The following is a 26600-nucleotide window of genomic DNA, read 5'->3' as shown; positions in this document are numbered from 1 at the left end:
GGCGGCTGCTAGCTTCGAAGCCTCACACCTAACAAATGTTTGGTGGAAAGGCGTTGAGTGCGAAGGTAGCTGATGCGTCCATGGGTGTCTCCCTGTCGGCCCCGGAAAAGGGGATTTCCGTCGTCACCGTCGACTTCCCGCCGGTGAACGCGCTGCCGGTGCACGGCTGGTCCGCCCTGGCCGAGGCCGTGCGCGCGGCGGGCCGCGACCCCGGCGTGCGGTGCGTGGTGCTCGCCGCCGAGGGCCGCGGGTTCAACGCGGGCGTGGACATCAAGGAGATACAGGCCGACGGTCACGCGGCGCTGATCGGCGCCAACCGCGGCTGCGCCGAGGCCTTCGCGGCGGTGTACGAGTGCGCGGTGCCGGTGATCGCGGCGGTGCAGGGATTCTGCCTGGGCGGCGGGATAGGCCTGGCGGGGAACGCGGATGCGATCGTGGCGAGCGAGGACGCCACCTTCGGGCTGCCCGAGCTGGACCGGGGCGCGCTGGGTGCGGCCACGCACCTGGCCCGGCTGGTCCCGCAGCACCTGATGCGGGCGCTGTACTACACGGCGCGCACGGTGAGCGCCGCCGAGCTGCACGCGCACGGCTCGGTGTGGCGGGTGGTGGCGCGCGACCGGTTGCCGGCGGCTGCGCTGGAGCTGGCCCGGGAGATCGCCGCGAAGGACGGGGAGCTGCTGCGCCTGGCCAAGGCGGCGCTCAACGGCATCGATCCGGTGGATGTGCGCCGCAGCTACCGGTTCGAGCAGGGCTTCACCTTCGAGGCGGCCGTGAGCGGGGTGGCCGACCGGGTCCGGGACACGTTCGGAAAGGAGGGGGCGTAGGTGGGCGACAAGACGATGACCGCCGACGAGGTGGTGGCGCGGCTGGAGAGCGGCATGACCCTCGGCATCGGCGGCTGGGGTTCCCGGCGCAAGCCGATGGCACTGGTCAGGGCCCTGCTGCGGTCCGGGATCGGCGATCTGACGGTGGTGTCGTGCGGCGGCCCGGACATCGGGATGCTGGCCGCCGCCGGGAGGATCCGGAAGCTGGTCGCCGCCTTCGTCACGCTCGACTCCGTGCCGCTCGAACCGCACTATCGCGCGGCTCGCGAGCGGGGCGCCCTGCAGCTGACGGAGGTGGACGAAGGGATGTTCCTGTCCGGGCTGCGCGCGGCCGCGCACCGGCTGCCGTTCCTGCCGGTGCGGGCGGGGATCGGCTCGGACGTGATGCGGGTCGACCCCGGCCTGCGGACGGTCACGTCTCCGTACGAGGACGGGGAGACGTTCGTGGCCATGCCCGCGCTGCGGCTGGACGCGGCCCTGGTCCATGTCAATCGCGCCGACCGGCTCGGCAACGGGCAGTGTCTGGGCCCGGATCCGTACTTCGACGACCTGTTCTGCGAGGCGGCGGACGCGGCGTACGTCTCCTGCGAGCGGATCGTGGACACGGCCGAGCTGACGAAGGAGGCGGCCCCGCAGACCCTGCTCCTCAAACGGCATGTCGTGACGGGCGTCGTCGAGGCGCCGAGCGGGGCGCACTTCACGTCCTGCGCGGGCGACTACGGGCGGGACGAGGAGTTCCAGCGGGCGTACGTCTCCACGCCCTGGCCGAAGTTCACCGAGCGGTTCCTCGCGGGGGACGAGCAGGCGTACGCATCGGCGGTGCGGGACTGGCGGGAGGAGCGGCGATGACGGGAGCGACCCGTGCCGAGTACTGCGTGATCGCCTGCGCCGACGCCTGGCGCGGCGCCGGGGAGATCCTCGCCAGTCCGATGGGCCTGATCCCGTCGCTGGGCGCGCGGCTGGCCCGGCTCACCTTCGCACCGGACCTGCTGCTGACCGACGGCGAGGCGCTGCTGGTGCGGCCGGACGGCACCCCGGAGGGCTGGCTGCCCTACCGGCAGCACCTGGCCCTGGTGGCGGGAGGCCGGCGGCACGTGATGATGGGGGCGAGCCAGCTCGACCGGTACGGCAACCAGAACATCTCCTGCATCGGCGACTGGCAACAGCCCCGGCGGCAGCTGCTCGGGGTGCGCGGGGCGCCGCTCAACACGCTGAACAACCCGACGAGTTACTGGGTTCCTCGGCACTCCCGGCGGGTGTTCGTGGAGCGGGTCGACATGGTGTGCGGGGTGGGCTACGACCGGGCGGCGGAGCTGGGGAGCGCGGCCCGCTTCCACCGCATCCCCCGGGTCGTCTCCGACCTCGGCGTGTTCGACTTCGCCACGCCCGACCGTTCGATGCGGCTGGCCTCGCTGCATCCGGGGGTGAGCGTCGCGGCGGTGCGGGAGGCGACGGGGTTCGCGCCGGTGGTGCCGGACGAGGTGCCGGCGACTCGGGAGCCGACGGCAGAGGAGCTGCGCCTGATCCGCGAGGTGCTCGACCCGGACGGTGCCCGGGCGCGCGAGGTCCCCGAGGGGGTGCGGGGCTGATGGAGACCGCGCTCACCCGGCTGACCGGGGTCCGGCATCCGCTGGTGCAGCCGGGGATGGGCTGGGTGGCGGGCCCGCGCCTGGTGTCGGCGGCGGCGAACGCGGGGGCGCTGGGCATCCTGGCGTCCGCGACGATGACCCTCGACCAGTTGCGCGCGGCGATACGCGAGGTCGCGGCCCGCACGGACGCACCGTTCGGGGTGAACCTCCGGGCGGACGCGGGGGACGCCGGGGACCGGGTCCGTCTGATCATCGAGGAGGGGGTCCGGGTGGCGTCCTTCGCTCTGGCGCCCTCCCGTGAGCTGATCACCGAGCTGAAGGAGGCCGGTGTGGTCGTGATCCCGTCCGTCGGGGCGCGGCGGCACGCCGAGAAGGTGGCCGCGTGGGGCGCGGACGCGGTGATCGTGCAGGGCGGCGAGGGCGGCGGGCACACCGGTGAGGTGGCGACCAGCGTGCTGCTGCCGCAGGTGGTGGACGCGGTGCGGATACCGGTGGTGGCGGCGGGCGGCTTCTTCGACGGGCGGGGCCTGGTGGCGGCGCTGGCGTACGGGGCGGCGGGCGTGGCGATGGGGACGCGGTTCCTGCTGACCTCGGACTCGACGGTGCCGGACGCGGTGAAGGCGCGGTATCTGGCGGCGACGGTGCGGGACGTCACGGTCACCCGGGCTGTCGACGGCCTGCCCCACCGCATGCTGCGCACCGACCTGGTCGACGCGCTGGAGGGCTCGGGCCGCGCGAGGGCGCTGCTCCTCGCCGTGCGTCACGCGGCGGCCTTCCGCCGGCTCACCGGCCTCACCTGGCGCCGGCTGGTCCGCGACGGGCTGGCCATGCGGCACGGCAGGGAGCTGTCCTGGAGCCAGGTGCTGCTGGCCGCGAACACGCCGATGCTGCTGAAGTCGGCGATGGTGGACGGGCGTACGGACGCGGGGGTGATGGCGGCGGGGCAGGTGGCCGGGGTCATCGAGGATCTGCCGTCCTGCGCGGAGCTGGTGGAGCGGGTGATGGCGCAGGCCGGGGACGTCGTCGACGCGTTGGCGAAGGGCGGTGCTTCGCTGCGCGCATGACGGAGAGGACCAGTGGGCCCCGGGACGCATGGGGGGTACCGGGGCGCCACCTGTGCGAGCGGAGCCGAGGACATGGACACGGAGCAGCACGAGTTCCGCCCGTACCGGGGGCACGGCGGTGGGGCGGCGCGGCCGGCCGCCGCCCCCGTTCGGTCATCCGAGCCGTTCGATGATCGTCACGTTGGCCTGGCCGCCCCCCTCGCACATGGTCTGGAGGCCGAACCGCCCGCCCGTACGCTCCAGTTCGTGCAGCAGGGTGGTCATCAGGCGGGCGCCGGTGGCGCCGAGGGGGTGGCCCAGGGCGATCGCGCCGCCGTTGACGTTGACCTTCTCCGGGTCCGCGCCGGTCTCCTTCAGCCAGGCGAGGACGACCGGGGCGAACGCCTCGTTGATCTCGACGAGGTCGAGGGCGTCGATGGTCAGGCCCGTCTTCTTCAGGGCGTGCGCGGTGGCCGGGATGGGGGCGGTGAGCATGCGGATGGGGTCCTCGCCGCGCACGGAGAGGTGGTGGACGCGGGCGCGCGGGGTCAGGCCGTGTTCCCGCACCGCCCGTTCGGAGGCGAGCAGCAGGGCGGCGGCGCCGTCGGAGACCTGGGAGGAACAGGCCGCGGTGACGGTGCCGCCGTCGAGGACGGGCCGGAGCGCGGCCATCTTCTCCAGGGAGGTGTCCCGGCGCGGGCCTTCGTCCACAGTGACCTCGCCGTGGGGGACGGTCTCGCGGGTGAAGCGGCCGGTGTCGATGGCCCACACCGCCCGCCGGTGCGAGCGCAGGGCGTACTCCTCCTGGTCCTCGCGGCTGATGCCCCACTTGGCGGCGATCATCTCGGCGCCGGCGAACTGGTTGACGGGCCGGCTGCCGTAGCGGGCGCGCCAGCCCTCGCTGCCCGCGAAGGGGCCCTCGGTGAAGCCGAGGGGCTCGGCGGCCTGCCGGGTGGCGAAGGCGATGGGGATCTGCGACATGTTCTGCACGCCGCCCGCGACCACCAGGTCCTGGGTGCCGGAGAGCACGGCCTGCGCGGCGAAGTGCACGGCCTGCTGGGAGGAGCCGCACTGCCGGTCGACGGTCACGCCCGGCACCTCCTCGGGCAGTCCGGCGGCCAGCCAGCAGGTGCGGGCGATGTCCCCGGCCTGCGGCCCGACCGCGTCCAGGCAGCCGAAGACGACGTCCTCCACGGCCGCCGGGTCGATCCCGGTCCGCTCCATCAGGGCCGTGAGCACATGCGCGCCCAGGTCGGCCGGGTGGACCGCGCTGAGCCCTCCCCCGCGCCGCCCGACGGGCGTGCGGACCGCTTCGACGATGTAGGCCTCGGCCATGGCGACTCCCCACTGGGTTACGTGCGTACGGCGATCCCGTCCAGCACCATCGACAGGTACTGCCGGGCGATCTCCTCGGGGCTGTGCTGTCCGCCGGGCCGGTACCAGGACGCGGCGACCCAGACGGTGTCGCGGACGAACCGGTAGGTGAGGCGGACGTCGAGGTCGGCGCGGAAGACGTGCGCGGCGACCCCGCGTTCCAGCGTGGACAGCCACGCCTTCTCGAACTTGCGCTGTGACTCGGCGAGGAACGTGAACCGTTCCTGCGCGACCAGGTGCCTGCTCTCCTTCTGGTAGATCGCGACGGCGGCGCGGTGCCGGTCGATCTCCCGGAAGGACTCGGTGACCAGCGCCTCGAGCGTCTCGCGCGGGCCGAGTCCGGCGGCCAGCACGCTGTCGTAGCCGTCCCAGAGCTCGTCGAGGAAGGTCTGCAGGATCTCCTCCAGCATCGACTCCTTGGAGTCGAAGTGGTAGTAGAGGCTGCCCGCGAGCATGCCCGCATGGTCGGCGATCTTGCGTACGGTGGTGGCGTTGTAGCCCTGCTCGGCGAACACCTCTGCGGCGGTGTCGAGGAGTTCGCGGCGGCGCTCGGCGGCGGCGGTCACCTGGGGCTTCTTCTTGGTCGGCACGCCCCCATTGTGGTCCTAGGCATGCTGGCTGCTCACCGAGACGACCTCGCCCGTCAGATACGAGGAGTAGCCGGACGCCAGGAACACGATCACGTTGGCCACCTCCCAGGGCTCGGCGTACCGGCCGAAGGCCTCGCGCGCGGTCAGTTCCTCCAGCAGCTCGGGCGTCGTCACCTTCACCAGGTGCGGGTGCAGGGCGAGGCTGGGGGCGACCGCGTTGACCCGCACCCCGTACGCGGCCGCCTCGATCGCGGCACACCGGGTCAGCGCCATCACCCCGGCCTTGGCGGCGGCGTAGTGGGCCTGTCCGGCCTGGGCGCGCCAGCCGACGACGGAGGCGTTGTTGACGATCACTCCGCCGCCTGTTTCCCGCAGGGCGCGCAGGGCGGCCCGGGTGCAGCGGAAGGTGCCGTTCAGGGTGACGTCGAGGACGCGGGACCACTGCTCGTCGGTCATGTCGACGAGGTCCGAGGTGCCGCCCAGGCCCGCGTTGTTGACGACGACGTCCAGCCGGCCGTGCGCGGCCTCGGCCGCTTCGAACAGGGCCCGCACCTGGGCCTCGTCGGTGACGTCGCACGGCACGGCGGTCACCGCGCCGGGGAACTCGCGGCCGAGCTCGGCCTCGTGCTCCTTCAGGCGGCGCGTGTGCGCGTCGCTGATCAGGACGCGCGCGCCCTCCTCGAGGAAGCGGCGCGCGGTCGCCCCGCCGATCCCCGTGCCGGCCGCCGCGGTGATCACGGCGGTACGGCCGGCCAGCAGCCCGTGCCCGGGCACGTACGCCGGGCTCTCGACGCCTGTCATGGGGCCACGCTAACCTACCAAACACTTGTTAGGGAAGAATCACGGGGAAGGATGGTGACGGCAGCCGTGGACCTGACCCACGCCCCGGCCGACGAGGAGTTCCGGGCCGAGGCCCGCACCTGGCTGCGGGCGCATGTGCCGCGCGAGCCACTGCCCTCCCTGGAGACGGCCGAGGGCTTCGCGGCGCACCGCGCCTGGGAGGCCGAGCTGTCCGCGGACCGCTGGTCGGTGGTGTCGTGGCCGCAGCGGTACGGCGGCCGGGACGCGGGCCTGCTGCGCTGGCTGGTGTTCGAGGAGGAGTACTGGGCGGCGGGCGCGCCGGGCCGGGTCGGTCAGAACGGCATCAGCCTGCTCGCCCCGACCCTCTTCGACCACGGCACCGAGGAGCAACGCGCGCGTGTGCTGCCGCCGATGGCCTGCGGGGAGGTGATCTGGGCCCAGGCGTGGTCCGAGCCGGAGGCGGGCTCCGACCTGGCCGCGCTCACCTCCAGAGCCGTGCGGACGGACGGCGGCTGGCTGCTGCGGGGGCACAAGACATGGTCCTCGCGAGCGGCCTTCGCCGACCGGGCCTTCGGCCTGTTCCGCAGCGACCCCGGGGCGCCCAAGCCGCATCAGGGTCTGACGTACGTCATGTTCGACCTGCGGGCGCCGGGGGTCACCGTCCGCCCGATCGGCCGCCTGGACGGAAAACCGGCGTTCGCGGAGCTGTTCCTGGACGACGTGTTCGTGCCGGACGAGGACGTGATCGGCGCACCCGGGCAGGGCTGGCGGATCGCGATGTCCACGGCGGGCAACGAACGCGGACTCACCCTGCGCTCCCCCGGCCGCTTCCTCGCCTCCGCCGACCGGCTGCTCCGCCTGTGGCGGGCGCGGGGCTGCCCGGAGCACGCCCGGGCGCAGGTGGCCGACGCGCTGACCGCCGCCCGCGCCTACCAGTTGTTCACCTACGCGGCCGCCTCCCGCTTCCTGGACGGCGCCGCGCTCGGCCCGGAGTCCAGCATGAACAAGGTCTTCTGGTCCGAGCTCGACCTGGCGCTGCACGAGGCGGCGCTGGATCTCCTCGCTGAGGAGGGCGAGTTGGCGGACACCGAGTGGGCGGAGGGGTACGTCTTCTCCCTCGCCGGGCCCATCTACGCCGGCACCAACGAGATCCAGCGGGACATCGTCGCCGAGCGCCTGCTCGGCCTGCCGAAGGGACGCCGCTGATGCGCTTCCTCCCCGACACCGAGCAGCGCGCCTTCGCCGAGTCGCTGCAGGCGATGCTGACGGCGGCGGACACCCCGTCGGCCATACGGGACTGGGGGCGCGGGGACTTCACGAGCGGCCGTGCACTGTGGCGGCGGCTGGGGGAGGCGGGGGTGTTCGGGCTGGCGGCCCCGGAGGCGTACGGCGGGGTCGGGCGGCATCCGGTGGAGCTGGCCCTGGCGTGCGTGGAGCTGGGCCGGCATGCGGTGCCCGGTCCGGTCGCGGAGACGGTGGGCGCGGCGGTCCTGCTCACCGCGCTGGAGGATCCGGCGCCCGCGAAACGGCTTCTGCCCGAGGTGGTGTCGGGCGGGACACCGGCGACGCTGACCCTCGGCACGGCGCACACCCTGGACGCGGAAGCGGCCGGGATCCGGCTGACAGCGCGCGGCGGCCCGGGCAGCTCCCGCGACGTGACCGAAGAAAGCCCGAGCCCGGGCGGCCCCCACGCCCCGCCGACGCCACGGGACGAGCCGGGCGAAGCTCGGCACGGGGCCGGAGGGAGCCCGAGGCCGGGCGCGCCGGCGGGGCGGGGCGGCCCGCCCGGAGCACGGTATGCCGCCGGGGAGGGCCCGGCCGCCGAACTGCTCCTGGTCCCCCCGCCCACCGGCCCGGGGCGCCGCTCCCTCGATCCCGCCCGGCGGCTCTTCCCGGCCGCGTCCGACGGGGAAGTCCTCGCCACCGGACCACAGGTCGCCGTGGCCGCCGGGCAGGCGCTCACCTGGGCCCGCCTGGCCACCGCCGCCCAGGCCCTCGGTGTCGGGCTCGCCCTCCTCGACCGGACCGTCGGACACGTTCGCGGGCGCACCCAGTTCGGCGTCCCCGTCGGCTCCTTCCAGGCGGTCAAGCACCGGCTCGCCGATGCGAAGACCGCCCTGGAGTTCGCCCGGCCGCTGCTCTTCGGTGCGGCGCTGTCCCTGCGTCCCGCGGACGTGGCCGCCGCCAAGCTGCGGGCCTGCGAGGCGGCGTACGCCACCGCCCGCACCGCGCTCCAACTCCACGGCGCGATCGGGTACACGGCGGAGTACGACCTGTCGCTGTGGCTGACCCGGGCCCGCGCCCTGCGCTCGGCCTGGGGCACCCCGCAGGAGTGCCGGGACCTGGTCCTCGCGGACGCTCTCGGCCCCGCCTGACGGCGACGGCCTCACGCCTGGCCGACGGCGGGCACCCTCAACCCCGCCCGGCGCCCACAACCCCGGCGGCCCGGGCGGCGGCCAGCCACTGGGGGAACTCGGCGACGAGGCGGTCGTACAGCTCCGCGTCGGAGACGCGCCGCGGGTCCTGGCCGGCGTGGAAGAAGCCGGCGTTGTCGAGGATCCGCTTGCCGGGCACCGCCAGTTCGTCCAGCTTCCGCAGGAACTCGAACTGGCGGCTGCCCGGGTCGCCGAAGCCGACGAACTGCCAGAACAGCGGCAGTTTCGCGGCCTTGCACAGATATCGCTCGGCGGCGAGCTTGTTGATCGGGCCGCCGTCGGTCTGGAAGACGACGAGTGCGGGGTCGGTGGCCCCGCTGTCGAGGTAGTGGTCGATGACGGCGTCCATCGCCAGGTGGTAACTGGTCCTGCCCATGTGCCCGAGCCCGGACACGATCCGCTCGATGCGGCCCTCGTGGCCGTCGAGGGCGATGTCGGTGACCGCGTCGATGCCGGTGGAGAAAAACACCACCGGCACCCGGCCGTCGTCGTCCAGGTGCGCGGACAGGCCCAGCACCCGGTCGGCGAGCGCCTGCACGCTGCCGTCCCGGTAGTAGGGCTTCATCGAACCCGAGTAGTCGACCACGAGGTAGACGGCGGCCCGCAGGCCGTCCAGGCCGTGCTTGCGCAGGCAGACCCCGGCCGACCGGTACGGCCCGACGAGTGCGGGCGCGGTCTCCTCGACCTTGCGCAGACTGATCGCGGCCATGGTTCCCCCCTTGGCGTTCCGGGAGTCGAGCCTACGTGATCACCGGGCCCCGGCCGTCGCTGCCGTCACTCGAGTTCGCTATTTTGTTCGCCGCCGTCCCCACCGGCTCACCCTGTCCCGATCTTCCCCGAGGAGCCGGCCGTGACCGCCGAGTCCGCCGTGACCACCTGTTTTCGTCATCCCAAGGTGGAGTCCCACGTCCGCTGCACCCGCTGCGAGCGCTACATCTGCCCGGACTGCATGCGGGAGGCCGCCGTCGGCCACCAGTGCGTGGAGTGCGTGAAGGAGGGCGCGCGGACGGTACGGCAGGCCCGCACCGCGTTCGGCGGCCGGGTCACGGCGGTGCCGCTGCTGACGTACGTCCTGATCGGGCTGAACGTGCTCGCCTATCTGGCGGAGCTGGCGCGGCCCTCGGTCGAGGACCGGTTCGACATGCTGGGCACGGTGCCGGCGGGCTATCTGCCGGAGGGTGTCGCCCACGGGGAGTGGTACCGGCTGCTGACCGGTGCCTTCCTGCATCTGACGCCCACCGAGGGCGCGTTCGGCATCACCCACATCCTGGTCAACATGCTGTCGCTGTGGAACGTCGGCCGGGTGGTCGAGGTGCAGCTCGGGCGGGTGCGCTATCTCGCGCTGTACCTGCTGTCGGCGCTGGGCGGCTCGGTCATGGTGCTGCTGCTCGCCCCCGAGACGCCGACGGTCGGCGCGTCCGGCGCCATCTTCGGCCTGGGCGCCGCGTACTGGGTGATGGGCCGCCGCCTCGGCTACGACATGCGCGCGGTCAACCAGTACATGACCGGTCTGCTGCTGTGGCTGGTGATCTCCGCATGGATGACGTCCTGGCAGGGCCACCTCGGCGGGCTGCTGGCGGGCGCGGCCGTGACGGTGGCGTACGCGTACGCCCCCCGGGACCGCCGCCGGACCCTGGTGCAGGCGGGCGTGTGCGTGGCCCTGCTGGCGCTGCTGCTGGTGCTCACGGTGGTGAAGGTGTCCTCGCTGAGGTCCGGCACGGCCTGACCGGCCGGCCCGGGCCCGGGCATGCGGCGGCGCCTGCCCAAGCGTCCGGTCGGGGACAGGTGGGCAGGCGCCGTCTGCGGGGTCCGGGGGTCTCCCCCCGGACGACCCGCCCGTACGCCGTTGTACGGGAGGTTCTTCGGGTGCCGTCAGACCATCAGCGAGCGGTCCGTCGGACGGATCGGGGCCGGCAGGTCGCTGGCACCGGTCAGGAAGCGGTCGCAGCCGCGGGCGGCCGAGCGGCCCTCCGCGATCGCCCAGACGATGAGCGACTGGCCGCGGCCCGCGTCACCGGCGACGAAGACACCGGGGACGTTGGTCTGGAAGTCGGCGTCGCGGGCGATGTTGCCGCGCTCGTCGAGCTCCAGGCCGAACTGCTCGACCAGGCCGTTCTCCCGGTCGGTGCCCGTGAAGCCCATCGCCAGCGTCACCAGCTGGGCCGGGATCTTGCGCTCCGTACCCGGCTTCTGGGTCAGCTTGCCGTCGACGAACTCCACCTCGACCAGGTGCAGCCACTGGACGTTGCCGTCCTCGTCGCCCTCGAAGTGGGTGGTGGAGACGGAGTAGACCCGCTCGCCGCCCTCCTCGTGGGCCGAGGTGACCTTGTAGAGCATCGGGAAGGTCGGCCACGGCTGGCTGACCGGGTGCCGCTCGTCGCTGGGGCGGGGCATGATCTCCAGCTGGGTGACGGAGGCCGCGCCCTGGCGGTGGGCGGTGCCCACGCAGTCCGCGCCGGTGTCGCCGCCGCCGATGACGACGACGTGCTTGCCCTCGGCGGAGATCGGGGTGGTGACGTAGTCGCCCTCCTGGACCTTGTTGGCCAGGGGCAGGTACTCCATCGCCTGGTGGACGCCCTTGAGCTCGCGGCCCGGCACCGGCAGGTCACGGGCGGTCGTCGCGCCGGCGGCGATGACGATCGCGTCGTACCGCTTCTTCAGGTCGGTCGCCTTGAGGTCGCGGCCGATCTCGATGCCGGTGCGGAAGCGGGTGCCCTCCGCGCGCATCTGCTCGATACGGCGGTTGATGTGCCGCTTCTCCATCTTGAACTCGGGGATGCCGTACCGGAGGAGGCCTCCGATGCGGTCCGCGCGCTCGTAGACGGCGACCGTGTGGCCGGCCCGCGTGAGCTGCTGGGCGGCGGCGAGACCCGCCGGGCCCGAGCCGATGACCGCGACCGTCTTGCCGGACAGGCGCTCGGGCACCTGCGGGGCGACGTCACCGGTCTCCCACGCCTTGTCGATGATCGAGACCTCGACGTTCTTGATGGTGACCGGCGGCTGGTTGATGCCGAGCACGCACGCCGACTCGCAGGGGGCGGGGCAGAGGCGACCGGTGAACTCCGGGAAGTTGTTGGTCGCGTGCAGCCGCTCGGAGGCGGCGCCCCAGTCCTCGCGGTAGGCGTAGTCGTTCCACTCCGGGATCAGGTTCCCGAGCGGACAGCCGTTGTGGCAGAACGGGATGCCGCAGTCCATGCAGCGGCTGGCCTGCTTGCTGATGATGGGCAGCAGGGAGCCGGGAACGTAGACCTCGTTCCAGTCCTTGACGCGCTCTTCGACGGGACGGGACTTGGCGACCTCACGGCCGTGGTTCAGGAAGCCCTTCGGGTCAGCCATTGATCGCCGCCTCCATCATCTTCTCGGTGATCTCGGTCTCGGTCAGACCGGCTCGCTCGGCGGCGTCCTTGGCGGCGAGCACTGCCTTGTACGTGCTGGGGATGATCTTGCTGAAGCGCTCCACGGCGGCTTCCCAGTCCGCGAGCAGCTTCTCGGCGACCGTCGAACCGGTCTCCTCGGCGTGGCGGCGCACCACGTCGTGCAGCCACTGCTTGTCCGCCTCGTCCAGCGCCTCGACCGACCGGGCGTTGCCGACGTTGACGTTGTCGCGGTCGAGGTCGATGACGTAGGCGACGCCGCCGGACATGCCCGCCGCGAAGTTGCGGCCGGTCGGGCCGAGGACGACCGCGTGACCACCGGTCATGTACTCGCAGCCGTGGTCGCCCACGCCCTCGGAGACGACCAGCGCGCCGGAGTTGCGGACGCAGAACCGCTCACCGGTGCGGCCGCGCAGGAACAGCTCGCCGCCGGTGGCGCCGTAGCCGATGGTGTTGCCCGCGATGGTCGAGTACTCGGCGAGGTGGTCGGCCGCGCGGTCCGGGCGGACGATGACACGGCCGCCGGACAGGCCCTTGCCGACGTAGTCGTTGGCGTCGCCCTCCAGGCGCAGCGTGACGCCGCGCGGCAGGAACGCGCCGAAGGACTGGCCGGCGGAACCGGTGAAGGTGATGTCGATGGTGTCGTCGGGCAGGCCCGCACCGCCGAACTTCTTCGTCACCTCGTGGCCGAGCATGGTGCCGACCGTGCGGTTGATGTTGCGGATGGCGACCTGCGCGCGCACCGGCTGGGCCTCGGTGGCGTCCGAGGCGGCCAGGGCGTCGGCCGCGAGCTTGATCAGCTCGTTGTCCAGGGCCTTCTCCAGGCCGTGGTCCTGCTCGATCAGCTGGTGGCGGACGGCGCCCTCGGGCAGGTCCGGCACGTGGAACAGCGGCTCCAGGTCCAGGCCCTGCGCCTTCCAGTGGTCCACCGCGCGCTCGACGTCCAGCACCTCGGCGTGGCCGACGGCCTCCTCGATGGAGCGGAAGCCCAGCTCGGCCAGCAGCTCGCGGACCTCCTCGGCGATGAACTGGAAGAAGTTCACCACGTACTCGGCCTTGCCGGCGAAGCGGTCGCGCAGCACCGGGTTCTGGGTGGCGATGCCGACCGGGCAGGTGTCCAGGTGGCAGACGCGCATCATCACGCAGCCGGAGACCACGAGGGGCGCGGTCGCGAAACCGAACTCCTCGGCGCCGAGCAGCGCGGCGATGATCACGTCACGGCCGGTCTTGAGCTGGCCGTCGGTCTGGACGACGATCCGGTCGCGCAGGCCGTTGAGCAGCAGGGTCTGCTGGGTCTCGGCGAGGCCGAGCTCCCAGGGGCCGCCGGCGTGCTTCAGCGAGGTCAGCGGGGAGGCACCGGTGCCGCCGTCGTGACCGGAGATGAGCACGACGTCCGCGTGGGCCTTGGACACACCCGCCGCGACCGTGCCGACGCCGACCTCGGACACCAGCTTCACGTGGATGCGCGCGGCCGGGTTGGCGTTCTTGAGGTCGTGGATCAGCTGAGCCAGGTCCTCGATGGAGTAGATGTCGTGGTGCGGCGGCGGGGAGATCAGGCCGACACCCGGCGTCGAGTGACGGGTCTTGGCGACCCACGGGTAGACCTTGTGGCCGGGCAGCTGGCCGCCCTCGCCGGGCTTGGCGCCCTGGGCCATCTTGATCTGGATGTCGTCCGCGTTGACCAGGTACTCCGAGGTGACGCCGAAGCGGCCGGAGGCGACCTGCTTGATCGCCGAGCGGCGCGCCGGGTCGTACAGGCGCTCCGGGTCCTCGCCGCCCTCACCGGTGTTGGACTTGCCGCCCAGCTGGTTCATGGCGATGGCGAGGGTCTCGTGCGCCTCCTTGGAGATGGAGCCGTACGACATGGCGCCCGTCGAGAAGCGCTTGACGATCTCGCTCGCCGGCTCGACCTCGTCGACGGGGATCGGCTGCCGGTCGGACTTGAAGCCGAACAGGCCGCGCAGCGTCATCAGGCGCTCGGACTGCTCGTTCACGCGGGACGTGTACTTCTTGAAGATGTCGTACCGGCCGGTGCGCGTGGAGTGCTGCAGGCGGAAGACCGTCTCCGGGTCGAACAGGTGCGGCTCGCCCTCGCGGCGCCACTGGTACTCGCCGCCGATCTCCAGCGCGCGGTGCGCCGGGGCGATGCCGGAGGCCGGGTAGGCCTTGGCGTGCCGGGCGGCCACTTCCCGGGCGATGACGTCGATGCCGACGCCGCCGATCTTGGTGGCGGTGCCGTTGAAGTACTTCTCGACGAAGGCCTCGTCCAGGCCGACGGCCTCGAAGACCTGCGCGCCGCGGTAGGAGGCGACGGTGGAGATGCCCATCTTGGACATGACCTTGAGCACGCCCTTGCCGAGGGCGTAGATCAGGTTCTTGATGGCCTTCTCGGGCTCCAGGCCGCTGAGGAAGGTGCCGGCGCGCAGCAGGTCCTCGACCGACTCCATCGCCAGGTACGGGTTCACGGCGGCGGCGCCGAAGCCGATGAGCAGGGCGACGTGGTGGACCTCGCGGACGTCGCCGGCCTCGACCAGCAGGCCCACCTGGGTGCGCTGCTTGGTGCGGATGAGGTGGTGGTGGACGGCCGCGGTGAGCAGCAGCGACGGGATCGGCGCATGCTCGGCGTCGGAGTGCCGGTCCGACAGGACGATCAGGCGGGCGCCGTTCTCGATGGCCGCGTCGGCCTCGGCACAGATCTCCTCGATGCGCGCGGCCAGCGCGTCACCGCCGCCGGAGACCCGGTACAGGCCGGACAGGGTCGCGGCCTTGAAGCCGGGCATGTCGCCGTCGGCGTTGATGTGGATGAGCTTGGCCAGCTCGTCGTTGTCGATCACCGGGAAGGGCAGGGTGACCGAGCGGCAGGAGGCGGCCGTCGGGTCCAGCAGGTTGCCCTCGGGGCCCAGCGAGGAACGCAGGGAGGTGACCAGCTCCTCGCGGATCGCGTCCAGCGGCGGGTTGGTGACCTGGGCGAACAGCTGGGTGAAGTAGTCGAAGAGCAGGCGCGGGCGCTCGGACAGGGCCGCGATCGGGGAGTCCGTGCCCATGGAGCCGATCGGCTCGGCGCCGGAGCGGGCCATCGGGGCGAGGATGACGCGCAGCTCCTCCTCGGTGTACCCGAAGGTCTGCTGGCGCCGGGTGACCGAGGCGTGGGTGTGGACGATGTGCTCGCGCTCGGGCAGGTCGCCCAGCTCGATCTCGCCGGCCTCCAGCCACTCCGCGTACGGCTGCTCCTGAGCGAGCGTCCGCTTGATCTCGTCGTCCTCGATGATGCGGTGCTCGGCGGTGTCGACGAGGAACATCTTGCCGGGCTGCAGGCGGCCCTTGCGGACGACCTTGGCCGGGTCGATGTCGAGGACGCCGACCTCGGAGCCGAGGACGACGAGACCGTCGTCGGTGACCCAGTAGCGGCCGGGGCGCAGTCCGTTGCGGTCGAGCACGGCGCCGACCTGGGTGCCGTCGGTGAAGGTGACGCAGGCGGGGCCGTCCCAGGGCTCCATCATCGTGGAGTGGAACTGGTAGAAGGCGCGCCGGGCCGGGTCCATGGAGTCGTGGTTCTCCCACGCCTCCGGGATCATCATCAGCACGGAGTGCGGCAGCGAGCGGCCGCCGAGGTGCAGCAGCTCGAGGACCTCGTCGAAGGAGGCGGAGTCGGAGGCGTCCGGGGTGCACACCGGGAAGATGCGCTCGAGGCCCCGGTCTCCGAAGAGGTCGGAGACGAGCTGCGACTCGCGGGCGCGCATCCAGTTGCGGTTGCCCTTGACGGTGTTGATCTCACCGTTGTGCGCGACGAAGCGGTACGGGTGCGCGAGCGGCCAGGAGGGGAAGGTGTTCGTGGAGAAGCGCGAGTGGACGAGCGCGACGGCCGAGGCGAAGCGGCGGTCGGACAGGTCCGGGAAGAAGGGCTCGAGCTGGCCGGTGGTCAGCATGCCCTTGTAGACGATGGTGCGCGCGGACAGGGACGGGAAGTAGACACCGGCCTCCCGCTCGGCGCGCTTGCGCAGCACGAAGGCCTTGCGGTCCAGCGCGATGCCCTCGCTGGCGCCGTCGGTGACGAAGACCTGCCGGAAGACCGGCATGGTGGAGCGGGCGGTGGCGCCGAGCAGCTCGGGGGCGACCGGGACCTCGCGCCAGCCGAGGACGGTGAGGCCCTCCTCGCCGGCGATCGTCTCGATCGTCGAGACGGCGTCCTGGGTGCCGTCCTCCGGCAGGAAGGCGATGCCGACGGCGTACGAGCCCGCGGCGGGCAGCTCGAATCCGGCCACCTCGCGGAAGAAGGCGTCGGGGACCTGGGAGAGGATGCCCGCACCGTCGCCGGAGTCCGGCTCGGAGCCGGTGGCGCCACGGTGCTCGAGGTTGCGCAGAACAGTCAGCGCCTGCTCGACCAGCGCATGGCTCGCCTCTCCGGTGAGGGTGGCCACGAAGCCGACGCCACAGGCGTCGTGCTCGTTGCGGGGGTCGTACATACCCTGCGCAGCAGGGCGAGCATCCATGAACGACCACTTCTGGCCATTCGCGGAATGCTGGGACGGCTGGCGCGGCGTACGCATCGGCTCTCCCGTCGTCGTCATGTGGCATGTGCTGGTGCCGAGGGACGACGTTGGCCCTCTGCGTAAAGTGCAAAATTTCGTGCAGATTACATGATGGAGCGATTCTCGGGAACCGGATACTCCGTTCCAACATGCGGACGCCGCGGTGGCGGCAGGGCGCCGTGGGTCACGGCGCGGGTGCCGCACTCGGCGGCGGAAAGTATGGGGGGCCGAACCGGACAAGATCGATCAGATCGGCATCCGGTGACCCGAGGGGGCGGGGAGAGCGTCTTCGCCCGCCCCGGGAGTGCGCCGCAGGCGTCATTGCCCACAGTGCTTACGGCTCATGCCCGGTGGTCATGCATCTGAAACCAGCGAGTAACGGCTACTTATGCGGTCCGACGCATAAGATCCGCTCCGGTCATCCTACGGCGGTTCCGAACAGGCTGCCCAGGGCGTACGTCACACCGGCCGCGGCACCGCCCAGCGCGAGCTGACGCAGCCCGCTGTACCACCAGGTGCGCGCGGTCACCTTGGCCACCACCGCGCCGCAGCCGAACAGGCCGGCGAGGGCGAGGAGCACGGCGGGCCACAGGGCGGTCGCGCCCAGCAGGTACGGCAGGACGGGGAGCAGGGCGCCCAGCGCGAACGAGCCGAACGACGAGACGGCGGCGACCAGCGGCGAGGGCAGGTCACCGGGGTCGATGCCGAGCTCCTCGCGGGCGTGGATCTCCAGGGCCTGCTCGGGGTCCTTGGAGAGCTGCCGGGCGACCTCGCGGGCCAGGTCCGGCTCGACGCCGCGGGCCACGTACAGCGCGGCGAGCTCGTTCTCCTCGTCCTGCGGGTGCTTGCGCAGCTCGCGGCGCTCGACGTCGAGTTCCGCCTCGACCAGTTCGCGCTGGGAGGCGACGGAGGTGTACTCACCGGCCGCCATGGAGAAGGCGCCGGCGGCGAGGCCGGCGAGGCCGGTGATGACGATGGTCTGGTGACCGACGGACCCGCCCGCGACACCGGTCAGCAGGGCGAGGTTCGAGACCAAACCGTCCATCGCACCGAAGACGGCGGGGCGCAGCCAGCCGCCGTTGACGTCGCGGTGGGTGTGGTTGTCGCGGTGCGCCTCGTGCAGCGCCGCCTCGGTCTCGATGATGGCCATGCGGGGTCCCCCAGGAAAGCTTAGCCAAAGCTAACTTTGGACGAGTTCTACTTTTCGACTCTCCTGAACCTACGCCGTTCAGGCCCTCGCCGCCAGCAAGGAAAGGCTGGGCTAACCAGCGGGTATGCCCGTTTGTGCTCATCCGTGTCACTGGCTGCTCAGATGCCGACCGGGTGACACCGGGCCCGCCGAGGCTCGGGGACGCCGCTGCCGTGGGACACATCCGCAGAGGAAGGAGAGGCCGCCCATGGCATCCATCGCCTGCACTCCCCCGGCCCCGGCGCCCGGGGACGCCGCCGGACTGCGCGAGCGGGCACGCGGCGCGCTGCTCGGCCTGGCCGTCGGCGACGCGCTGGGGGCGCCCGCGGAGAATCTGAAGCCGTCCGAGATCCGCGCCCGCTGGGGCCGCATCACCGGGTACGTCACCGAGAGGCCGTGCGGAACGGACGACACCGAGTACGCGATCTTCTCGGGACTGCTGCTGGCCCGGCACGGCTCGGCGCTGACGCCGGCGCATGTGGAGGCGGCCTGGCACGAGTGGATCGCCGACCGGGCCGAGGGGCCCTTCCGGGGCGCGGGCTTCAGCGAGCGGGGCACCCTGGAGAACCTCCGCCGCGGCCTCGCGGCACCCATCTCCGCCCAGCACCGGCACGCCTGGAGCGACGGCCTGGCGATGCGGGCGGCGCCCTTCGGCGTCTTCGCCGCCGGGCGGCCGGCCGAGGCGGCCCGGCTGGTGGCGATCGACGGTTCGGTCAGCCACGAGGGCGAGGGCATCTACGGCGGGCAGGCGGTCGCGGCGGGTGTGGCGGCCGCGATGGCGGGGGCGGCCCCGCCCGTCGTGGTCGCCGCGGCCCTCGCCGCGATCCCCGAGGACTCCTGGACGGCCCGCTCGCTGCGCCGCGCGGTGACCGTGGCGCACCGCGGCGAACGCGCGGTCCGCTCCGGGGTGGTCATCGGCGGCTATCCCTGGACCGACCTGGCCCCCGAGGCGGTCGCCCTCGCGTTCGGCGCGTACGCGGCGGCCGACGGCGACTTCGTCCAGGCGGTCCTGACGGCCGTCAACATGGGGCGCGACGCCGACACGACGGCGGCGGTCGCGGGCGCCCTGTCCGGCGCGACCCAGGGCATCTCCGCCATCCCCCCCGGCTGGTCCGCGGCCATCGGCCCGGCCCGCGGCCGCTGCCTCCCCTCCATGGCCGGCCACCACATCCTCGACGTGGCGGAACTCCTGGTCCCGGAGGAGGGCGGCAAGTGGGGAGCGGAGGTCGTACCCCCGGGCTCCCTGGCCGACGCGCTGCGGGGGTGGGGGGTACGGGACCTGACGGGACCGGGCGTGGGGGTACGGGAATCGGCGGCACCGGGCGTGGTGGTACGGGACGTGGCACTGCGGGACCTGGTTCTCCCCGAGCCGGGGAGAGGGGGCACGGAGGTGCGGGACCTGGCCACGCAGGAGGCGGGGACGGCGGACCCGGAGACGCGGGACGCGGTAGCGGACAGGGGCGTACGGGAGCCGGTGGCGCGGGAGCTGCTGGCGCGCGATCCGAAGGTGTTGGACCCGGTGGCGCCCGGCCCGGTGGCGCCGAACCCGGAGATGCCGGACCCGGTGGCGCAGGACCCGGAGATGCCGGGCCCGCAGGCGCAGAACCCGGTGGCGCAGGACCCGGAGATGCCGAACCCGCAGGCGCAGAACCCGGTGGCGCAGGACCCGGAGATGCCGAACCCGCAGGCGCAGAACCCGGTGGCGCAGGACCCGGAGATGCCGAACCCGGAGGCGCAGGACCCGGAGGTGCGGGGCAAGGAGGTGCGGGAGCCGGTCGTGTTGGCTCTCGCGGGGCCTCCCGGCACGTTGCAATCGCCCGAGGCTCCCGTACCCCTCGTCGCGCCCACCTCGCCACCCACCGAGCCGTCCCTCCCCCTCGTCGCGCCCACCTCGCCACCCACCGAGCCGTCGGTACCCCTCGTTGCGCCCACCTCGCCACCCACCGAGCCGCCCCTCCCCCTCGTCGCGCCCACCTCGCCGCCCACCGAGCCGCCCCTCCCCCTCGTCGCGACCGCTCCCGCTCCCCAGGAGGTGCGCCTCCTCCCCCCGGCCGCCCCCGAGTCGCCCGCGGCCGTCTCTCCTCCGGTCGAGCCGGTGGCCTCGGCGGGTGCCGGTGGGTCGGGTGGTGGGCGGACGGAGGGACGGGGGTCCAGGGGGCGCAGTCCCCTGGTCGGCATCCGCGGTCCCGGGCGGCAGGACAGTGAGGGCGAGGCATGACGACGCGCCGTATCGAAGGCCTGCTCCTCGGGCTTGCCGCGGGGGACGCCGCCGGCTGGCCCGCGGCCCGCCACCGCGCCGCACGCATGCCCGAGTGGACCCGCCGCCTGACCCGCGAACTCGACACCTTCGCCGAGCAGAACGCCACCACCACCCTCCCCGTACCGATCGCCCTCAACCAGCCCCCCGAGCCCCTCCGCCTCGGCCCCTCCGACGACGCCGAGTGGGCGGCCTTCGCCGCGGAGGCGGTCCTGCGGGCCGGCGCCGACGACGTCCTCGGCGACCTCAGCCGGGAACGCCGGATGCGCGCCGCCATCGACCTCACCTGGACCGCCGTGGCCGCCGAAGTCGCCGCGGCAGCGGACCGCGCGCCCGAGATCGAGTCCGCCGTACTCCCCCTGCGCGCCCGCATCTCCGTCCGCGCCGGTCTCGGCAACCTGGCCACCGGCCTGCGTCCGCCCGCCACCGGCCACGACAACCCGCACTACTTCGACGACGCCGCCTGCGTCCGCGCCTGCGTCCTGGCGGTGGCCCACCCCGGCGATCCCGAACGGGCCGCCGACCTCGCCGAGTTCGACGCCCGCTACACCCAGGACGGCGACGGCGTGCACGGCGCCCGCGCGATGGCGGCGGCCCTCGCGCTCGCCCTCGCCGGCGCGGAGCCGGACACCTGCGTCAAGGCCGCCCTCGCCGAACTGCCCGCCGCGACGGAGATCGGCCGCAACACCCGGTGCGCCCTCGCCCTCGCCCAGGACAGCGACTCGGCCTTCGCCCTGGTCCCGCCTCTGGAGCACCAGATCGTCGACCACGTCTACAGCTACGGCATCGCCGCCGCCGAGACCGTCCCGGTCGCCCTCGCCCTGGCCACCGCGGCCCGCGGCCGCATCGCCGAGGCCGTGCCGGCCGCCGCCTGTCTGTCCCGGGTCGCCGACTCCGCCCCCGCCCTCGCCGGAGCCCTCACCGGCGCGCTGGGCGGCGGCGCGGCGATTCCGGCCACCTGGCGGGACGCCTGCCGCACCCTCTCCGGCTGCGCCCTGCCCCGCCTCACCGGCACCGACCTGGTGGAACTCGCCGGACTCCTGGAAGCCGCGCAACGGGCCCGACCAGGAGGATGATTCGGGGCATGACGCCCAAAGAAGAAGAATGCGGCGACCCGGGCCGGCACAGTCTCGACGAGCGCATCACCGCGGCCCTGGTCGGAGCCGCCGTCGGCGACGCGCTCGGCGGCCCGGTCGAGGGCTACTCCCCCGACCAGATCACCGACCGCCACGGCGGCCGCGTCCACGGCGTCGTCGGCCCCTGGCACGGTGACGCCTGGCGCACCGCCCGCCCGATCGCCCCGTACCACAAGGGCGACGGCCACGTCACCGACGACACCCTGATGACCCACGCGCTGATCCGGGTCTACGAGCGCGTCCGCGACCACCTCGACGCCTACGCGGTCGCCGACCACCTGGTCCCGGACCTGATGACGAACCCGCGCTGGATCCCGGAGCTGGAGACCGAGACGCTGCCGCTGCACCGGCTCTTCCTCGCCGAGAAGTGGCTCGTGACCCGCATCGCCCACGGTCACGCGGACCCCAGGGAGGCGGGCGTCGGCAACATCGTCAACTGCGGCGCGGCGATGTACATGGCCCCGGTCGGCCTGGTCAACGCCGCCCACCCGGCCGCCGCGTACGCCGAGGCGCTGGACGTCGCGGGCGCCCACCAGTCGTCGTACGGGCGCGAGGCAGCCGGGGTCTTCGCCGCCGCGGTCGCCGCCGCCACCGCACCGGGCGCGACCCCGGACTCGGTGGTGGCCGCCTGCCTGTCCCTGGCGAAGGACGGCACGCGCACGGCGATCGAGAAGGTCTGTGAAGTGGCGCACGGCCACAGCGACTTCGAGTCGGCGCTCCAGCCCCTGCGCGCGGCGGTGGAACCGTACGACACGGTCGGCCCCGACTACCGCGCCCCCTCGCTCGGCGCCCGGCGCCCCTCCCGGCTGCACTCCATCGAGGAACTCCCGGTCGCGCTCGGCATACTGGTGGTCTCCGGCGGCGACTACCGGCACGCGGTCCTCGGCTCGGTCAACTACGGCCGCGACTGCGACTCGATCGCCACGATGGCCGGCGCGCTCGCGGGCGCCCTGGGCTCCCCGGTGCCGGAGGACTGGGCGAAGACGGTGGCGGAGGCCAGCCGGCTGGACCTGTGGGAGCCGGCCCGCGCCCTGGCGGAGGTCACCCGGGAGATCTTCGCCCGGGACGTACGCCGCCGGCGCGCCCACGAGGAGGCCTTCGCGGCGCTCGGAGGCACCGCATGCTGCGACTGACCTGGGTCCAGCCGGAGGACCTGCTCGGCCACGAACTGCGCCAGGCCCGCCTGGACGGCCGGGAACCCTCGCGGATCGAGGCCCGCTGGCGCGCGGCCGGCGGCCTGGACGCCCCGGAGCGGGCCGGCGCCTCCCCGGACCGGGCCTCCCGCTACCTCCGGCTCCTGGCCGAGGATCTGCTGGACGAACTGGCCGACCTGCCCAGCCGGCTGGCCGAGGACGAGCCGGTGGACCTGGCCGGCATCAGGGCGGCCTGCCCCGACTGGCCGGCCGCGGCCGGCCGCGCGCGCACCACACCCCTCGCCCTGGAGGGGTCCTGGCTGGGCCGCGCCATCGGCTGCCTGCTCGGCAAGCCCGTGGAGAAGCTCCCCCTCGACGCCATCCGCGCCCTGGCCCGGGCGTCCGGCAACTGGCCGCTCACCGGCTACTTCACGGCGAAGGGCGTCCCCCGCGACCTGCTGGACGCGCACCCCTGGAACCGCCGCTCGGCCGGCACCTCCCTCGCCGAGAACATCGACGGCATGCCCGAGGACGACGACCTCAACTACCCCCTGATCAACCTGCTGCTGCTCCAGCGCCACGGAAGGACCTTCACCACCGCCGACGTGGCCCGGCTCTGGCTCGACGAACTCCCGCCGGGGCGCACCTTCACCGCCGAGCGCGTCGCCTTCCGCAACCTCCTCAGCGGCATCGAGCCCCCGCACACCGCCCGCCACCGCAACCCGTTCCGCGAGTGGATCGGCGCCCTCATCCGCGCGGACGTCCACGGCTGGACCAACCCGGGCGACCCAGGTGCCGCCGCGGAGCAGGCGTACCGGGACGCGGCCCTCACCCACACCGCCAACGGCGTCTACGCGGCGATGTTCACGGCCGCCGTCCTCGCCGCCGCGGCCACCGGCACCCAGGACGTCCACGCCTGCCTGCGCACCGGCCGCGCGGTGGTCCCGCCCCGCTCCCGCCTGGCGAAGGCGATCGACCACGCGCTCGAAGTGGCCGCCCGGCACCCGGACTTCGACGACGTCGTGGACGCGCTCCACGCCACCTACGCCGCCACCCACCACTGGGTCCACGCCATCCCCAACACCGCGCTGACCGTCGCCGCCCTCACCCACGCCGACGGCGACTTCTCCGGCTCCGTCTGCCGGGCGGTGTCCGGCGGCTGGGACACAGACTCGGGCGGCGCGACCACCGGCAGCATCGCCGGTCTCCTCGCGGGCGGCCCGGAGGCACTGCCCGACCGCTGGCGGGCGCCGCTGAAGAACCGGCTCGCCACCACCGTCGCCGACTTCGACGGCACCGGCTTCGACACCCTCGCCCACCTCACGCACCTGGAGGCGACCCGCCCATGACCCACATCGCCGTCCTCGGCAGCACGAACATGGATCTCGTCACGTACGTCGGCAAGGCTCCGCAGCGCGGCGAGACCGTGACAGGACGGGAGTTCCGTACGATCCCGGGCGGCAAGGGCGCCAACCAGGCCATCGCCGCGGCCCGCGCCGGCGCCACCGTGTCGATGATCGGCGCGGTCGGCAACGACGGGTTCGGCGCGCGGCTGCGCGAGACCCTCGAACACTCGGGTGTGGACACCGACTCCCTGCGCACGGTCGAGGGCCCGTCGGGCACCGCGCACATCGTGGTGGACGACGAGGGCGGCAACTCCATCGTCGTCATCCCCGGCGCGAACGGCACCGTCGACCACCTCTCCCCCGGCGACGAGGGGGTGATCGCCTCCGCGGACGCCCTGCTGCTCCAGCTGGAGATTCCCCTGGCCGCGGTCGTCGCGGGCGCCGAGGCGGCCCGCCGGCACGGTGTCCGTACCGTCCTCACGCCCTCCCCCGCCCAGCCGCTGCCACCCGAACTCCTCGCGGCGACGGAGCTGTTGCTGCCCAACGAGTACGAGGCCGTCACCCTCACCGGCCGGACCGACCCGCGGGAGGCGGCCGCCGCGCTGCTGGAGCTGGTGCCGGAGGTCGTCGTCACCCTGGGGGCGACCGGCAGCCTGTACCTGGCGCGGGGCGCGGAGCCGCTGGTGGTGCCCGCGCCGCAGGTGCGGGCCGTGGACTCCACCGGCGCCGGTGACACCTTCGCCGGTGCGCTCGCGGTCGCCCTCGCCGAGGAGAAACCGGTGCGCGAGGCCCTGTCCTGGGCGGCGGCCGCGGCGGCCCTGTCCGTGCAGCGGGCGGGGGCGTCGGCGTCGATGCCGTACCGCCCGGAGATCGACGCGCAGTACACCGCATGAGGACGACGGCACGTGCGCAGCCCCTCGACGGCCTGCGCGTCCTGGATCTGGCCACCCTGTTCGCCGGCCCCCTGGCCGCCACCCTGCTCGGTGACTTCGGCGCCGAGGTGATCAAGGTGGAGCACCCGGACCGGCCCGACCCCTCCCGCGGGCACGGCCCGGCCAAGCAGGGCGTCGGCCTGTGGTGGAAGGTGCTCGGGCGCAACAAGCGCGCCATCACCCTGGACCTGTCCACGCCCGGCGGCCGCGCGACCCTGCTCCGGCTCGCCGCGACCGCCGACGTGGTGATCGAGAACTTCCGCCCCGGCACCCTGGAGAAGTGGAACCTGGGCTGGTCCGAGCTGTCCGCCGCGAACCCCCGGCTGATCCTCGCCCGGGTGACCGCCTTCGGGCAGTTCGGCCCCTACGCGCACCGGCCCGGCTTCGGCACGCTGGCCGAGGCGATGAGCGGCTTCGCCGCGCTCACCGGTGAACCGGACGCGCCTCCGACGCTCCCGCCGTTCGGGCTCGCGGACTCCGTCGCGGCGCTGGCGACGGCGTACGCCGTGCTGACGGCACTGGCCGCCCGGGAGCGGACCGGCGAGGGGCAGGTCGCGGACCTGGCCATCGTCGAGCCGATGCTCGCTGTGCTGGGCCCGCAGCTCACCTGGTACGACCAGCTCGGCCATGTCCAGGAGCGCACCGGCAACCGGTCCGCGAACAACGCGCCGCGCAACCTCTACCGCACCGCCGACGGCTGCTGGGTCGCCGTCTCCACCTCCGCGCAGTCCGTGGCGGAACGGGTGATGCGGCTGGTGGGCCGCCCGGAGCTGATCGAGGAGCCCTGGTTCGCCACGGGCGCGCAGCGGGCCGCGCACGCCGATGTACTGGACGAGGCGGTCGGCTCCTGGATCGCGGCCCGCACCCGCGCCGAGGTGCTCGCCGCCTTCGAGAAGGCGGAGGCGGCGGCGGCCCCGGTGCAGGACGTCCGGGACGTCATGACGGACCCGCAGTTCCAGGCCCTGGGCACGGTGACCACCGTCGACGACCCGGAGCTGGGCCCGCTGCGCATGCAGAACGTCCTCTTCCGGCTCTCCTCCACCCCCGGCGCGATCCACTGGGCCGGCCGGCCGCACGGCGCCGACACGGAGGCGGTGCTCACCGAACTGGGCCTCACCCCGGCCGAGCTGCGCGCCCTGCGCGAGGAGGGCGCCCTGTGACCCCCTTCCCGTTGACCTGGCTCTACGTCCCCGGGGACCGGCCGCACGTCGTGACCAAGGCGCTGGCGGCGGGCGCCGACGTGGTGGTGATCGACCTGGAGGACGCGGTCGCCCCCGACCGCAAGGAGTACGCCCGCTGCGCCACCGCCGACCTCCTTGCCGACCCCCAGCCGGTCCCGGTGCATGTGCGGCTCAACGCGCTGGACACACCGTGGGCGGCGGCGGAGCTGGCCGCGCTCGCCGCCCTGCCGGGCGTGTCCGGGCTGCGGCTGACCAAGGTGACGGGGCCGGAGGAGGTGCGGGAGGCCGCCGCGGCCACCCGGCGCCCGCTGTACGCGCTGCTGGAGACGGCCCTCGGCATCGAGCGGGCGTACGAGATCGCCGCCGCCCACCCCTGCCTGCGGGGCATCTCCCTCGGCGAGGCCGACCTCCGGGCCGACCTGGGGGTACGGGCCGACGCGGGCCTCGACTGGTCCCGTTCCCGGGTGGTCGTGGCGGCCCGCGCGGCGGGACTCGCGCCGCCGGCCCAGTCCGTCCACCCCGACATCCGTGACCTCGACGGCCTGACCGCGTCCTGCGCCCACGGCCGCGCGCTGGGCTTCCTGGGGCGGGCGGCGATCCATCCCCGGCAGCTCCCGGTGATCGAGCGGGCCTATCTGCCGACGGAGGCGGAGATCGAGGAAGCGGAGACGATCATCAAGGCAGCCGCCACCCACCAGGGTGCCCAGGCCCTCCCCAACGGCCGCTTCATCGACACGGCGGTGGTCACAGCGGCCCACAGGACCCTGTCGCTGTCCCACCGGCGCTGACCATCGGCGCGGCCCGCCTGCCGGCACACGCCGAGGGCGCCCCACACGTGCGGGGCGCCCTCGGCGTCGTACAGCCCGG

General features: G+C 73.5%; 21 protein-coding genes and 1 pseudogene. 15 read left to right on the top strand and 7 right to left on the bottom strand.

Annotated elements, in window-relative coordinates; genetic code table 11:
* Positions 1–80: 80 nt before the first annotated feature.
* From ACZ404_RS18000 to ACZ404_RS17985, 4 genes are read left to right on the top strand one after another with little or no spacing between them, the layout of a single operon-like run.
* Positions 81–824: an enoyl-CoA hydratase family protein gene (locus ACZ404_RS18000; RefSeq protein ID WP_468440895.1), complete on the top strand. Its 744-nt coding sequence runs from the start codon at positions 81–83 to the stop codon at positions 822–824.
* Complete coding sequence (locus ACZ404_RS17995; protein ID WP_468440893.1) at positions 825–1673, top strand: CoA transferase subunit A; 849 nt, start codon at positions 825–827, stop codon at positions 1671–1673. It begins immediately after the preceding gene.
* Complete coding sequence (locus tag ACZ404_RS17990) at positions 1670–2413, top strand: CoA-transferase subunit beta (protein ID WP_468440891.1); 744 nt, start codon at positions 1670–1672, stop codon at positions 2411–2413. The genes ACZ404_RS17995 and ACZ404_RS17990 overlap by 4 nt, the downstream gene beginning before the upstream one ends.
* Positions 2413–3477 (top strand): NAD(P)H-dependent flavin oxidoreductase, encoded by a 1065-nt coding sequence (locus ACZ404_RS17985; protein WP_468440889.1) that lies wholly within the window; start codon positions 2413–2415, stop codon positions 3475–3477. The genes ACZ404_RS17990 and ACZ404_RS17985 overlap by 1 nt, the downstream gene beginning before the upstream one ends.
* 153 nt (positions 3478–3630) lie before the next feature.
* On the opposite strand, the gene ACZ404_RS17980 is transcribed toward ACZ404_RS17985, so the two are convergent.
* From ACZ404_RS17980 to ACZ404_RS17970, 3 genes are read right to left on the bottom strand one after another with little or no spacing between them, the layout of a single operon-like run.
* Positions 3631–4791 (bottom strand): acetyl-CoA C-acetyltransferase, encoded by a 1161-nt coding sequence (locus ACZ404_RS17980; protein ID WP_468440887.1) that lies wholly within the window; start codon positions 4789–4791, stop codon positions 3631–3633.
* Between the two features lie 17 nt (positions 4792–4808).
* Positions 4809–5420, bottom strand: coding sequence for a TetR/AcrR family transcriptional regulator (locus ACZ404_RS17975; RefSeq protein ID WP_468440885.1), 612 nt, complete (start codon positions 5418–5420; stop codon positions 4809–4811).
* A 15-nt stretch (positions 5421–5435) separates the two neighbouring features.
* Positions 5436–6221 carry an SDR family oxidoreductase gene (locus ACZ404_RS17970; protein WP_468440883.1) on the bottom strand — a complete coding sequence of 262 codons (786 nt, stop codon included), beginning with the start codon at positions 6219–6221 and terminating at the stop codon, positions 5436–5438.
* 66 nt (positions 6222–6287) lie between these two features.
* On the opposite strand from ACZ404_RS17970, the gene ACZ404_RS17965 reads away from it, so the two are divergent.
* Together ACZ404_RS17965 and ACZ404_RS17960 are read left to right on the top strand one after the other, a co-directional pair.
* Positions 6288–7427 carry an acyl-CoA dehydrogenase family protein gene (locus ACZ404_RS17965; RefSeq protein ID WP_468441371.1) on the top strand — a complete coding sequence of 380 codons (1140 nt, stop codon included), beginning with the start codon at positions 6288–6290 and terminating at the stop codon, positions 7425–7427.
* Positions 7427–8596 carry an acyl-CoA dehydrogenase family protein gene (locus ACZ404_RS17960; protein WP_468440881.1) on the top strand — a complete coding sequence of 390 codons (1170 nt, stop codon included), beginning with the start codon at positions 7427–7429 and terminating at the stop codon, positions 8594–8596. The genes ACZ404_RS17965 and ACZ404_RS17960 overlap by 1 nt, the downstream gene beginning before the upstream one ends.
* Before the next feature lie 37 nt (positions 8597–8633).
* Here the strand turns inward: ACZ404_RS17960 and ACZ404_RS17955 are convergent, their stop codons facing one another.
* Entirely contained in the window at positions 8634–9365 is a 732-nt protein-coding gene (locus ACZ404_RS17955) for a VWA domain-containing protein (RefSeq protein WP_468440879.1), read from the bottom strand.
* A 141-nt stretch (positions 9366–9506) separates the two neighbouring features.
* Here ACZ404_RS17955 and ACZ404_RS17950 point away from each other — a divergent pair, with 141 nt between their 5' ends.
* Complete coding sequence (locus ACZ404_RS17950) at positions 9507–10382, top strand: rhomboid family intramembrane serine protease (RefSeq protein WP_468440877.1); 876 nt, start codon at positions 9507–9509, stop codon at positions 10380–10382.
* Between the two features lie 146 nt (positions 10383–10528).
* Here ACZ404_RS17950 and ACZ404_RS17945 read toward each other — a convergent pair whose 3' ends face one another.
* Together ACZ404_RS17945 and gltB are read right to left on the bottom strand one after the other, a co-directional pair.
* A complete protein-coding gene (locus ACZ404_RS17945; RefSeq protein ID WP_468440875.1) occupies positions 10529–11992 on the bottom strand; it encodes a glutamate synthase subunit beta in 1464 nt (487 codons plus the stop codon).
* Entirely contained in the window at positions 11985–16577 is a 4593-nt protein-coding gene (gene gltB, locus ACZ404_RS17940) for a glutamate synthase large subunit (RefSeq protein ID WP_468441369.1), read from the bottom strand. The genes ACZ404_RS17945 and gltB overlap by 8 nt, the downstream gene beginning before the upstream one ends.
* Here gltB and ACZ404_RS17935 point away from each other — a divergent pair.
* Positions 16519–16671 (top strand): hypothetical protein, encoded by a 153-nt coding sequence (locus tag ACZ404_RS17935; protein WP_468441389.1) that lies wholly within the window; start codon positions 16519–16521, stop codon positions 16669–16671. The two genes, gltB and ACZ404_RS17935, sit on opposite strands and share 59 nt — an antisense overlap.
* Before the next feature lie 306 nt (positions 16672–16977).
* Here the strand turns inward: ACZ404_RS17935 and ACZ404_RS17930 are convergent, their stop codons facing one another.
* Positions 16978–17709, bottom strand: a complete 732-nt coding sequence (locus ACZ404_RS17930) for a VIT1/CCC1 transporter family protein (protein WP_468440873.1) — start codon at positions 17707–17709, stop codon at positions 16978–16980.
* Between the two features lie 247 nt (positions 17710–17956).
* Here ACZ404_RS17930 and ACZ404_RS17925 point away from each other — a divergent pair.
* The 7 genes and pseudogenes from ACZ404_RS17925 to ACZ404_RS17895 form a co-directional block, all read left to right on the top strand.
* Positions 17957–18979 (top strand): annotated as a pseudogene (locus ACZ404_RS17925) (ADP-ribosylglycohydrolase family protein); the annotation flags it as partial.
* Between the two features lie 983 nt (positions 18980–19962).
* Positions 19963–21081, top strand: a complete 1119-nt coding sequence (locus ACZ404_RS17920; protein WP_468440871.1) for an ADP-ribosylglycohydrolase family protein — start codon at positions 19963–19965, stop codon at positions 21079–21081.
* Positions 21082–21089: 8 nt separating this feature from the next.
* The gene (locus ACZ404_RS17915) at positions 21090–22274 is read left to right on the top strand and encodes an ADP-ribosylglycohydrolase family protein (protein WP_468440869.1); all 1185 of its coding nucleotides are present in this window, start codon (positions 21090–21092) and stop codon (positions 22272–22274) included.
* Positions 22262–23623, top strand: coding sequence for an ADP-ribosylglycohydrolase family protein (locus ACZ404_RS17910; protein WP_468440867.1), 1362 nt, complete (start codon positions 22262–22264; stop codon positions 23621–23623). The genes ACZ404_RS17915 and ACZ404_RS17910 overlap by 13 nt, the downstream gene beginning before the upstream one ends.
* Positions 23620–24513: a ribokinase gene (gene rbsK / locus ACZ404_RS17905; protein WP_468440865.1), complete on the top strand. Its 894-nt coding sequence runs from the start codon at positions 23620–23622 to the stop codon at positions 24511–24513. The genes ACZ404_RS17910 and rbsK overlap by 4 nt, the downstream gene beginning before the upstream one ends.
* The gene (locus tag ACZ404_RS17900) at positions 24510–25712 is read left to right on the top strand and encodes a CaiB/BaiF CoA transferase family protein (RefSeq protein ID WP_468440863.1); all 1203 of its coding nucleotides are present in this window, start codon (positions 24510–24512) and stop codon (positions 25710–25712) included. Before rbsK ends, ACZ404_RS17900 begins: the two co-directional genes overlap by 4 nt.
* The gene (locus ACZ404_RS17895) at positions 25709–26521 is read left to right on the top strand and encodes an HpcH/HpaI aldolase/citrate lyase family protein (protein WP_468440861.1); all 813 of its coding nucleotides are present in this window, start codon (positions 25709–25711) and stop codon (positions 26519–26521) included. Before ACZ404_RS17900 ends, ACZ404_RS17895 begins: the two co-directional genes overlap by 4 nt.
* The last annotated feature ends 79 nt before the right edge of the window (positions 26522–26600 follow it).

The sequence above is a fragment of the Streptomyces sp. NPDC030798 genome (assembly GCF_055572275.1).
Note: the sequence above shows the minus strand (reverse complement) of the source record. Positions and strands in the feature narration are given on the sequence as shown.

Excerpts from the sequence above, each read along its gene's own strand:
- ACZ404_RS18000 (WP_468440895.1), top strand. The coding sequence starts at position 81 with ATGGGTGTCTCCCTGTCGGCCCCGGAAAAGGGGATTTCCGTCGTCACC.
- ACZ404_RS17990 (WP_468440891.1), top strand. The coding sequence starts at position 1,670 with ATGACGGGAGCGACCCGTGCCGAGTACTGCGTGATCGCCTGCGCCGAC.
- ACZ404_RS17985 (WP_468440889.1), top strand. The coding sequence starts at position 2,413 with ATGGAGACCGCGCTCACCCGGCTGACCGGGGTCCGGCATCCGCTGGTG.
- ACZ404_RS17980 (WP_468440887.1), bottom strand. The coding sequence starts at position 4,791 with ATGGCCGAGGCCTACATCGTCGAAGCGGTCCGCACGCCCGTCGGGCGG.
- ACZ404_RS17970 (WP_468440883.1), bottom strand. The coding sequence starts at position 6,221 with ATGACAGGCGTCGAGAGCCCGGCGTACGTGCCCGGGCACGGGCTGCTG.
- ACZ404_RS17960 (WP_468440881.1), top strand. The coding sequence starts at position 7,427 with ATGCGCTTCCTCCCCGACACCGAGCAGCGCGCCTTCGCCGAGTCGCTG.
- ACZ404_RS17955 (WP_468440879.1), bottom strand. The coding sequence starts at position 9,365 with ATGGCCGCGATCAGTCTGCGCAAGGTCGAGGAGACCGCGCCCGCACTC.
- ACZ404_RS17945 (WP_468440875.1), bottom strand. The coding sequence starts at position 11,992 with ATGGCTGACCCGAAGGGCTTCCTGAACCACGGCCGTGAGGTCGCCAAG.
- ACZ404_RS17935 (WP_468441389.1), top strand. The coding sequence starts at position 16,519 with ATGAACGACCACTTCTGGCCATTCGCGGAATGCTGGGACGGCTGGCGC.
- gltB (WP_468441369.1), bottom strand. The coding sequence starts at position 16,577 with ATGCGTACGCCGCGCCAGCCGTCCCAGCATTCCGCGAATGGCCAGAAG.
- ACZ404_RS17930 (WP_468440873.1), bottom strand. The coding sequence starts at position 17,709 with ATGGCCATCATCGAGACCGAGGCGGCGCTGCACGAGGCGCACCGCGAC.
- ACZ404_RS17920 (WP_468440871.1), top strand. The coding sequence starts at position 19,963 with ATGACGACGCGCCGTATCGAAGGCCTGCTCCTCGGGCTTGCCGCGGGG.
- ACZ404_RS17915 (WP_468440869.1), top strand. The coding sequence starts at position 21,090 with ATGACGCCCAAAGAAGAAGAATGCGGCGACCCGGGCCGGCACAGTCTC.
- ACZ404_RS17910 (WP_468440867.1), top strand. The coding sequence starts at position 22,262 with ATGCTGCGACTGACCTGGGTCCAGCCGGAGGACCTGCTCGGCCACGAA.
- rbsK (WP_468440865.1), top strand. The coding sequence starts at position 23,620 with ATGACCCACATCGCCGTCCTCGGCAGCACGAACATGGATCTCGTCACG.
- ACZ404_RS17900 (WP_468440863.1), top strand. The coding sequence starts at position 24,510 with ATGAGGACGACGGCACGTGCGCAGCCCCTCGACGGCCTGCGCGTCCTG.